The 10475-nt window shown below is 65.0% G+C and carries 6 protein-coding genes and 1 pseudogene; 2 read left to right on the top strand and 5 right to left on the bottom strand.

Annotation, left to right across the window (positions count from 1 at the left end):
- Positions 1–1048, bottom strand: a pseudogene (locus MKL20_RS15845) (IS630 family transposase); the annotation flags it as partial.
- 63 nt (positions 1049–1111) lie between these two features.
- Between MKL20_RS15845 and MKL20_RS15840 the strand changes: the two are divergent.
- Both MKL20_RS15840 and MKL20_RS15835 read left to right on the top strand, forming a co-directional pair.
- A complete protein-coding gene (locus tag MKL20_RS15840) occupies positions 1112–2074 on the top strand; it encodes a helix-turn-helix domain-containing protein (RefSeq protein WP_244037473.1) in 963 nt (320 codons plus the stop codon).
- Positions 2075–2781: 707 nt separating this feature from the next.
- A complete protein-coding gene (locus MKL20_RS15835) occupies positions 2782–3564 on the top strand; it encodes an outer membrane protein (RefSeq protein WP_409568156.1) in 783 nt (260 codons plus the stop codon).
- 486 nt (positions 3565–4050) lie between these two features.
- On the opposite strand, the gene MKL20_RS15830 is transcribed toward MKL20_RS15835, so the two are convergent.
- From MKL20_RS15830 to MKL20_RS15815, 4 genes are all read right to left on the bottom strand, one after another.
- Positions 4051–4866, bottom strand: a complete 816-nt coding sequence (locus MKL20_RS15830; protein WP_244037471.1) for an FTR1 family protein — start codon at positions 4864–4866, stop codon at positions 4051–4053.
- Between the two features lie 100 nt (positions 4867–4966).
- Positions 4967–6508: a PepSY-associated TM helix domain-containing protein gene (locus MKL20_RS15825; protein ID WP_244037470.1), complete on the bottom strand. Its 1542-nt coding sequence runs from the start codon at positions 6506–6508 to the stop codon at positions 4967–4969.
- Positions 6509–6536: 28 nt separating this feature from the next.
- Complete coding sequence (locus MKL20_RS15820; RefSeq protein ID WP_244037469.1) at positions 6537–8747, bottom strand: TonB-dependent siderophore receptor; 2211 nt, start codon at positions 8745–8747, stop codon at positions 6537–6539.
- Positions 8748–8950: 203 nt separating this feature from the next.
- Positions 8951–9841, bottom strand: a complete 891-nt coding sequence (locus MKL20_RS15815) for a helix-turn-helix domain-containing protein (protein ID WP_244037468.1) — start codon at positions 9839–9841, stop codon at positions 8951–8953.
- Between the last annotated feature and the right edge of the window lie 634 nt (positions 9842–10475).

The following is a 10475-nucleotide window of genomic DNA, read 5'->3' as shown; positions in this document are numbered from 1 at the left end:
CCTCGCAGCAGTGGTCGAGGATGTCGGCGTAGGATTTGAAGACGCGGTTGCCGAGCCAGTTGTCGCGCATGAACTGCCACAGGTCCTCATCCTGAGCTTGTCGAAGGATCGACCGGGTTAAGTTCGGGGGCACGGGCCGGCAGGGGCAACAGGGTGATGTTGGCGGGCACTGCGAGTTTCTTGGTGGTGTGCCAGCCGGCCTGATCGAGCAGCAAGGCGGCCTGCGCGACGGGGGCGACGGCTTGTGCGATCTCTTCGAGGTGCAAGGCCATCGCCTCGGTGGTGCAGCGGGCCATGACGAGGCCGGCCCCTTTGCCAAGGGCGGGGCAGATCGCCCCTAAGATTTAGGCGGAGGCGGTGCGCTGGTCCTTGGAGGCCGAAGGGCGCGTGCCGCGTTTGGCCCAGCGCCGGGTGATCGTGTTCTTCTGGCCGACCCGGGCCTCATCGGCGAACCAGATCTCTATCAGCTTGCCGCCGACAGCCTGCGCGATCTCCGCCAGGCGGGCGGGGAAAGCTTTGTAAAAACCGGGATGGCGTCCGGGTCCTGGGCGTGGTGGCGCGCACGGGCGGAGAGCTTCCGATAGCCCATGCTCCGCAGGACCCGGCTCAGTGTCTGCTCGGACACCAAGACGCTGTAGTCCTCAAACAGGATCTGGGCGAGATCGACCAGTCGCCAGCGCACCACCCCGTGGGCAGCCGGCATCGGCCCCTGCTCGACCAGCGCGCGCAGCACCTCCTCCTGCTGCTCGGCGTTCAGGCGCGGGCGAGCCCCGGGCGCTTTACCGCCGATCAGCCCGTCCGGACCGGACGCGTTGAACGCCACGACCCAGTCCCGCACCGTCTGAAGCCCGACCCCGCCGAGCGCGGCAGCGGCCGAGCGCGAGCCGCCCGCGTAGATCGCCGACAAAGTCAGCAGGCGCCGTGTTTGTGCGGGATCGCGCGCACACTTGGCCAAGGCGCGCAGGCCCTCAGCGTCAAAGTCCGACCGCAGTGGCACCGGAGCAGCCATGACATCCTCCTCGGGCTCCAAACCCGGAGATGGAATCACCCCTCAGCCGCCGATGCTACCCCGTGAGTCCCCCTCAATGAGGGTTGGTATTAAGTATAACTTATGCAGACAGTGTTTTCGACCGATGGCCTGCATCCCCGGGACAGCTTCAAGCGCTGGCGGGAGGCGCTCGATGCAGATGGGAGCGGGGGCGTTGACCTAAGGCAACTCGACGATGCGCCGTTCCAGGCCAAGGTAGAGGCTAGCACCATAGGCCCTCTCCATATGATGCGCCTGACGCAAAGCGCTCTACGCACCGAGATCAGGAACCCCGCAGCCGCGCGTCAGGATCGCGAGGAAATGGTCACCGCGACCTTCAAACTCGCGGGCAGGTCAAACAGCTTCCAAGACAGTCGGGACGCCGTGTTGACGCCCGGCGATCTCTACATTCTCGACCACCGGCCTGCCGCGCTGACGACCACGGCAGGTGCCCAAGCCATGTTCCTGGAGCTGCCGCGTGAGCGCTTCGAGCGCGTGCTTGGATCGATCCGGCACTACACAGCCCTACCGGCAGGGGCAGAGCTGGCCTCCACTTCCCTGGCACGAACATTTTTCCGGGAGCTGATCCGCTTAGGCCCTCAGCGCCCGCCCGACTTTGCCGCCCAGATGGCGTCGGTCGGCGTCGACCTGATCGTGGCCAGCATCGCCGAGCGCTTGGCCAAAGAGGTGCCCCGGCCGCTGCACGGCACGGTCGTGGTCCAGCGGGCCAAAGCGTTCGTCAAGGCCAATTTCGGCGATCCGACCCTCGACCCGCCCCAACTCGCAGCCGCGGTCGGCGTGTCGCTGCGCCGGTTGCAGGAGCTGTTCCAAGAACGCGGCCAGCACATTTCGGACTGGATCTGGCAGCGCCGGCTGGAAGTCGCGGCCAAGCGCTTGGCCGACCCAGGCTGCGCCCACCTGCCGATCGGCCCCCTGGCGTATGGCTGCGGCTTTGCCAGCAAGGCCCACTTCTCCCGCCGCTTCAAGGAGCACCATGGCATGGCTCCCCGTGAGTATCGCCACGCAGCCTTCGGGCGCACCCTATAGATTTTCGTTAGCGCATGAGGCTGATTGCGACCCTTCTCGGTTTCGAGGCTTTCGACTCCGATTGTCGATAAAAAGACGGTTTCCCGACACACGTCGGCGGTAGGTACCGATCCCGAGCCGAAGTGTCTGATGACCCACGAACGACCGCTTTCGGGAAACGCCGACGGCGGCCTCTGCAGTATGCATGGGACAAGACTTTCCACACACATATGTCGATAAAATAATCGGATATCCGACGCAGAGCGCAATAGGATAAATGTCCGAGAAGAGTGGGCAGCGGAAGTTAGGTCGACGCCCGGAAGCGGACCTTCGGCTTTGCGCCCATCCCAGTCATTCAGCCCATTGCGGTGCGATCCCGTAAGCGGACCTTTCCGTGCGGCCATTCAGCGAGCCGCGAAAGGGCGGCTTACAGGAATACGAGCTCTCATCGGTAAGCCCGGATCGGGCGACGATCGCTTGCTTCAGGGCTCAGACTCATGTTTCGCAGTGGGTCGCTGTTATCAATCAAATAATTTCGCCGTAAGGGATTAAAGCGACATATCAAATCGTGAGGTAGAATAGGTTTGGGATCTGACAATCACACAAAGTGTGTTGCCAGTAAGCCATATCTCTCATAACTAGAATTCGGATAACAACGGATCTCTATTTTGCTCTGAGAGGTCACGCGCGACATGAAAAGGTTGTTCCTCGGCGTTGCCGCTACCCTGATGGCATCATCTGCGTTGGCGGCCGATCTGCCACGCCGTGCCCCGCCACCGGTGTTCACCCCCGTGCCGGTGTTCACTTGGACCGGTGCCTATTTCGGTATCAACGCCGGCTATGCCTACACCGAGTCGGACACCATCCGCACCGTGGGCATCGGCACCCTGCAGAACAACGTGAACAACCTGCTCCGCAGCCCGGCGGTCCGCCTGTCGCAGGACGGTTTCTCCGCCGGCGGCCAAGTCGGTTACAACTATCAGTTTACCCCGGGCTCCGGCATCGTGGTCGGCGTCGAAGCCGACGCGCAGTACATGGACCTGCAGCGGACCGGCGTGCAGTCGATCTTCCGCCCGGCCTTCAACCCCAACGTCCTGACCAACACCTATCGCACCGACCTCAGCTTCCTCGGCACGATCCGTGGGCGTGTCGGCTACGCCTTCGATCGGGTGTTCGTGTACGGCACCGGCGGCTTCGCTTATGGCGACGTGACCCAGCGCGTCGGTTTCCAGACCGCCGCGCCGCTGACCTATTTCGGTAGCCGCTCGCGGCTCGACACCGGCTACGCCTATGGCGGCGGCATCGAGTACGCCTTGCCCACCGACTCGTTCCTGAACTTCTTCCGATCGAACGCCGTGACGATGAAGGCAGAGTACATCTGCTACGACCTCGGCAGCCACAATCTCCTCGTCGGTTCCGTCGGCGGCCCCGGCGTCGGCTACATCTCCCGCTTCCGGACGGAAGGCGGCATTGCCCGTGCCGGCCTGAACTTCAAGTTCGGCTCGTACTAGGGCCGGGACAAGGTACGCCTCGGCGCCCCCGCCGAGGCGATTGCAGCAGGCGGGCGAGGGACTGGTCCTCTTCATTGCCTCTCTGCGGCGAACGGTTCGACAACTCAAACTGACTTCCGGATCCCCAGCCCGATCAGACTGGCCGGGAGGTCGGTACCACCCTGGGAGCACCCGCTCCCGGGGTGTTTTTTGTTCTGCCTTGAGCCAGCAGCCGACGATCGCGTTCGGGGCCGTCGCACGCCCGTCACGCCATGGTGGCCGCTGTCCAATACTTGGTCTCGCAGTGGATCGGCGTCGAAGCGTCACCCATTTGGAAATTGGATTAAGTTACTGATATCAATTCTGAATTTAATTGCCAGGTGGGATCAATTTTTGCTCTTAGAACAAAGATTTAGCTGCATTCATTCCGGGACCACGCCTCGGCGCCGATCCACATCGAGTAAGGCATAAGGAGCGTCGCATCTCTGTGTCTCGCCTAAAGATCCCTCAACGTGACACAGCCGGGTTGGCTCGGTTCGCCGTCTCGGTTCTACGGCTCCGGAAGAAGAGCAAGCCGGCGACCGCCATCAGGACGAGGGCACCTTGGACGCCGAGGGCCTCCCCGCTACCGTTGAAGCCGAGGTCTGCGACGATGGTCGGCACGCCGTCATCGTGCACTGAGACCAGTGCCTGCTCCTGCAACTCCTGGATCGCAGCCCCGACGAGCTTCAGTCCCATCAGGAATAGGAATGCCGAGGTCATCCTGAAGATCGGCCGCAGCGGCAATTTCAGCGCGAGCCACTGCATCGCGGCGAACAGGGCCACGAGTGCGAGCGCCGCCGCGCCGAGGCCTCCGAACAGCGACCCGTCCCAGCCGCCAGCGGTCCTGGCCAGGGCGTGCAGGAACAGCACCGTCTCCGCCCCCTCGCGGAACACAGCCAGGAAGGCGATCCCGGCGAGGGACAGCACGGTCCCGGCCCCGAGCGCCTGCCCAGCCAGACGGTTGAGGTCGGCCTGCCAGGCCTTCGGGTCCTGCCGCAGGAACAGCCAGCCGCTCATGTAAAACATCAGACCAGCCGCCAGCAGCATGACACCGGCCTCGATCAGATCGTTGTGGTTGCCGTCGTAGTAGGTCTCGAAAACCCACGCCATCCCGAGACTGGCTAGCACCGCGGCTCCGGCGCCAATATAGATCGGGGCGATCCGGTGGGCGGCATCGGCGCGCCTCATGAAGGCCGCCAGCGCAGCGATCACCAGCAGGGCTTCCAGGCCCTCCCGGAACAGGATCGTGAAGGCCTGAACGAACGTCGAACCATTGTCCATGAGAAACCTATTCCGCTTCCGCGGATCATACGGACGACGCGGAACACTGCTAGCATAATCTTTTGCGTTACTTCTAAGAAGCAGGCTAAAACCGCGACACTTATGGCGTTGATGGCGCCTGCCGTGCGATCGCTGATCGCGACACGGTCGCGCGGCCGCGCGCGCGGCGTGCGGCAAGAGCGAACATCGCGGCCGTTGCGAGCATCGCGGCGTCGAACCCAAGGAATATCGGGTCGCCCGCAATCGCGGCCCGCCCGCGGAACAGGATATCAGCGGTCGGCACGGCGAGGTAGAGGGCGGCCGCACAGGTCAGCGCCTCGTGCCATCGGCGGGCCCGCGGCCGCAGCAGGGCCGCGAGCGCGATCACGATCCAACCGGCAAAAAAGAGCCTTACCTCCCACCCCGCCCGATCCGCAAGTTCGGTCGGCAGGAGGCGGTTGGCGAGGAAATAGCAGGCGATCGCCGCCGGTAGCCCGACGATCGTACCGACGTTCAGCGTGTCGACGACGTGCAGACCCCGAGACAGCGGGTCGCGAGTCTTTGGGGCCCGTGCCATCGTCCAGAGGATGAGGCCCGTGGCAACCGTGGCGCAACCCAAGAGACCCGACAGGAAGAAGAGCACGCGCAGGGCCGGATCGGCGAAGTGCGCCTCGTGGAGCCCGACCATCACGGCATGGATCCGCGTCGCGGGCTTGGCCGGGACGGTTCGCGCGCGGACCGTGCCGGTGGCGGCCTCGATGCTGACCTGCGGATGGAGATGGGCGAGTCCATGCGGCTCCTCGAAGATCGCCAGCACCGTCGCGTTCGCATCGCGCGGATGGGTGACCGTGACCCGGTCCAGCAGCTGCGGCGTCTCCGCCACGACCCGCCGGACGATCGGCCCGAGCGGAGGAAGCGCGGCCGGGCGGCCGGCCGCGTCCTGGGGCGGCAGGATCTGTCCGGACTCGGCGAAGTAGCGCTGGCTGTCGCCGCGATACGCCGCGGTCACGCCCCAGGGCATGTACAGCAGGGCCAGCGTCACCAGTCCGCTATAGGTGATCATCAGATGGAAGGGCAGCGCCAGCACGCCCGCAACGTTGTGCGCGTCCAACCATCCGCGCTGCGCAGAGCGGTCTCGGCGGAAGGTGAAGAAGTCTTTGACGATGCGGCGATGGGTGACGATCCCCGAGATCAGCGCGACCAGCATGGTCATCGAGCAGGCGCCGACGAGCCAGCGCCCCCACAGGGGCGGCAAGCTCAGCTCGAAGTGGAAGCGGTAGAGGAAGTCGCCGCCGCGCGTTTCGCGCACCCTCGCTGGCGCGCCGGTCTCGGGATCCAGGAGGGCATGGCCCGTCGGCGGGCCCGGCCGGGAGCGCCAGTACAGCTCGATCACAGGAAACTCGGGTCGCGGCATGCCGATCGACCAGCCGGTCGCGTCGCCGGCGTGTTCCGCGAGGTAGCGGGCACCGCGTTCGGCGGCCCGCGCCAGCGCGTCCGGGCCGGGCTCGGCGGTCGCGGCGAGTTCGGGGCGCATCCAGCGCGAGATGTCGGTTCGGTAGTAGCTCGCCGTCCCGGTGACGAAGATCGCGAACAGCACCCAGCCGACCACGAGCCCTGACCACGCGTGCAACCACGCCATCGACTGTCGGACGCTGCCCCTCATCGGAGTGATCCGCCTGACGCCCCGGCGCCTACCACCGGTAGCTCAGGCTCGCCAGAACCGTGCGCGGGTTGCCGTAGTAACAGGACCCGAGGGTGTCGCAGGTACCGACATAGACCTTGTCGAAGAGGTTCGTGGCGTTGATCGCCAGGGTCGCCCCCGCCCAGGCCGCGTTCAGGCGGGCGAGGTCGTAGCGCAGGGTCGCGTCGAACAGGGTGTAGGACGGGATGCGGATGGTGTTGGCCAGATCGCCGAAGTGATCGCCGAAGAAGCGCACGCCGCCGCCGACGGTGAGGCCCAGCAGCGGGCCGGCCGGGACGCTGTAGGTCGCGAAGAGTGCAGTCTGGTTGTAGGGCGTCACCGGGATTCGCGCGCCGATCCGCGGTGCGGTCGGGCCGGTGCCGGTCCGCGTGATGCGGGCGTCGAGGTAGCTGTAGGCGGCGGCGATGTCGAAGCCCTCGAAGGCGGTCACCCGCGCCTCGGCCTCGAACCCTTCCGCGCGTACGCCGCCGACCTGCGCCTGGAAGCCGGAGGTGGTGGGTACCAACACGTTCTGCTGGTCGATCGAGAAGCCGGCCAGGGTGAACAGGCTCGCGGTGCCGAAAGGCTGGTACTTCACGCCGCCCTCGATCTGGTCGCCGGTGGTCGGCCGGAACGGAGTCGAGCCGGCGCCGAGCGCAGTCGGCGGGACGATGCCGTTGTAGCCGGTGCCGACCGCGGGCTGGAACAGCGTCGAGTAGCTCACGTAAGGGCTGATTCCGGCCTCGAACTCGTAGAGCAGCCCGGCCCGGTAGGTGAAGGCGCGGTCGGTCTGCTCGATGCGCGTGTTGCTGACCTGCTGGAGCGTGGTGCTCGTCACGGTGTCGTGGCGTCCGCTCAAAAGCAGCACCCAGCGGTCGAGCCGGATCTGGTCCTGCGCGTAGGCGCCGACCTGCTCCAGGTTCTGGCGGATGCGGGCCGTGATCGGCGGCAGCGGCTGGAAGCCGCGGTAGGCCGGGGCGAAGACGTCAAGGCTCGTGGTCAGGGCGTTGCGGGTGGCGAAGCCGAGGTCGAAGGTGCGTACATCGAGGCCGAACAGGAACGTATGTGCGAGCGGACCGGTCACCGCGTTCAGGACAAGCTGGTTGTCCATCGTGAAGGCGTTGACGTTGTCGTCGAAGCGCACGGCCCGGCGGGTGACGTTGCGGAAATCGGTGACTGCGCCGGCCGCGTTCGTCGGGAAGCCGAAGCCGCGCACTACCGGCAGGTCGACGTTGACGCCGGAGTAGCGCAGGTTCTGCCGGAAGGTGACCGCTTCGTCGAAATGATGCTCGAACTGGTAGCCGATGCCGAACTGCTCGCGACGGAAATCGTCGTAGCCGGGCTCGCCGAGGAAGGTCGAGCGGCGGATGCGGCCGTTCGGGTTCGGGGTGAGCGTGCCTTGGGAAGGCAAGAACTGAAGCGACTTCGAATCGTCCTTGATGTAGTAGCCGAGCACGGTGAGCTGCGTCGCCGCATCGGGCCGGAACGTGACGCTCGGCGCGATGAAGGCGCGGTCGTCGTTCACGGTATCGACGATCGTGTCCGAGAGCCGGCCGAGACCGACGACGCGGTAGAGCACCGTCTTCTCCGGATCGACGGGGCCGGTCACGTCGAAGGCGCCGACGAGGCGTCCGTAGCTGCCGCCCTGCACCAAAACCTCGCGGTAGGGCACGTCGAGGGGCTTCTTGCTGACGAAGTTGACGAGTCCGCCGGGCGGGGACTGCCCGTAAAGCACGGAGGCCGCTCCCTTGAGCACCTCCACCCGCTCGACTCCGTAGGTCTCGTAGCGGGACCACGCGTAGGTGCCTTTCGGCAATTGCAGGCCGTCGAGATACTCCGGCACGTCGAAGCCGCGGACCTTGATCCAGTCATAGCGCGGATCGCCGCCGAAGCGCTCGACCTGCACGCCGGCGGTGTAGCGCAGTGCCTCGCTCGGATTCTGTGCGCCGGTCGCCCGGATCTGATCGGCGGTGACGACGCTAATCGACTGCGGCGTCTCGATGAGCGCGGTATCGGTCTTGGTGCCCGTGGCGCTACGCTTGGCCGTGAAGCCGCGCACCGGGCCGTTCGCCCGCTCGCCGGCGGAACCGCCGACGCCCGGCGGACCGGACGCGGTGCCGCCCTGGGCCCCGACCACCGAGATCTCTTCGAGGGTGACCTGAGCCGGGTCGGGTTGCGCCACGGCGACCGCGACCATCGACGCGAGCGCGCTCGTGGACACCAGGCACAGCGAACCCGTTCGACAGATGATCCTGGACGTCCACATGAAATTCGAGCCCCGGGCGGCCGGTCGACCGCAGACGTCGATGCTCCTTCACGGAGTCGTGAGGACCGTCATACGCTCCGGTCTCGCCCACAACAATGATCGATACTTTCGGGATAAACGCGATTCCGTTCGATCGAGTTTAGTGTTGTTCTAAGCTTTCAGATCGATGTCGTTCGCGCGGCGGCCAAGGCGCTCGGCGGCATGCCGAAACGCTTCCTGAACAGCGTCGCGAAGTGCGGAGCGGTATATCCGACGCTCTGAGCGACTTCCCCGACGGTCGCCTCGCGGCTGGCGAGCATCCGATAGGCCGATTGCAGACGCCGCTCCTGAAGGACGGCATAGGGCGTCATGCCGTAGACGATCCGGAAGCCGCGGTTGAGCTTGGCCGGCGTCAGTCCGACGCGCCGGGCCACCGTGTCGAAGTCCGGCACGGCGTCGAGGCGTTCCAATATCAGCGCGCTGGCCGCCTCGACGCGCCCGCGATCCACGATCGTGAGTGCGCGAGTGGGCCCTCCGGGCTCAGCCGGTCCCTCGGCCTCGAAGACGAGGGCGAGGAGTTCGAGGGCCTTGGCCGCCTGATACAGGGGCTGTCCCGCCGGGCCCGCTGCGGCGAGGATCTGCGATGCCACCGCCTGCACCGTCGCGTCGGCCGGACGCCCCTCGAAAACGAAACCGCGCTCCACGGAGAGCCGCGCCATCGCAGATGCGATGGCGCCCAGGCTCGCTTTGGCGTGGTTGGGATCGACCCGAACGTGGACGCTGCTCAACGGCTGACCCGCCGGGACGGTCTGGTCCCTGTCGATCTCCCGCTCGGTGAAGCCGACGAGTAGGGCCGGCGCTTCAATCGTGATCGCGGGCAGGTCGGCAACCTGGAAGCGGGTTTGCCCGCGCAGGAAGACGACAACGCGCAGGCCCGTGCCCACCGGCACCGTCGTCCGGAACGGCTCCCCGAACGTCGTCTCGTTTGTGAAGACGCTCAGCCACCCACCGAGGTGATGCGCGACCGTGCTGGCCGGACGCTGAAAGACGTTATTGGATGAATCGGCCAAAGACATATAGCCGATTTGTAGAGCAAAACTTGTTCATGGTCGACAATTGATCGGAGTTTAAAATTATAATAATTCCAATCCATAGTATTTCGGCGGAAAACAATGTGTCGAGAGCGTCGTCGAGGGCGTTCGCGCCTAATCTCGAGACACACCAGCCAGCCATGACCGTCCGGGCTATCCTCATCCAGTTCGGCATCGGCGCGAAGACGGAGATTCCCATATTCCGAATTGGCTCTGCATACATTGGCCCTATGCGAGCGTTTTAAATTATCCGGCTGGCAAGCCTTAATTATCTATGTCCGCTTTCGGGACGCTTTTATAGCTTCTGGACTGACTGGAATGGGCGCGAAGCGGTTATGCGTTGCGATCCGAGCGAACATCCGGGTTCTCGATTTAGCTTCCTGAAAGCGGACCGGCAGAAAGCCACCCAACCCTGTCGTAAGTCCTCGTCGATCAAGCTGGCTTAGAGCGGACCTTCCTGCCTTCTGCAATGGGCCCAGGCTGTGTGAAAACGCGCTGATCTGTTAGTGTAAATCCTGATCTTGGGAGGTCGGGATGAAGCGTTTCATTGCAGGCGAGGATCGTCAGCAGATCACACTGCTTCCCGACTGTCTGGACGACTACATCACTGCGG

This window comes from Methylobacterium sp. E-066 (assembly GCF_022829635.1).
GTDB lineage: Bacteria > Pseudomonadota > Alphaproteobacteria > Rhizobiales > Beijerinckiaceae > Methylobacterium.
This window is presented reverse-complemented; position numbering and strand designations above follow the sequence as displayed.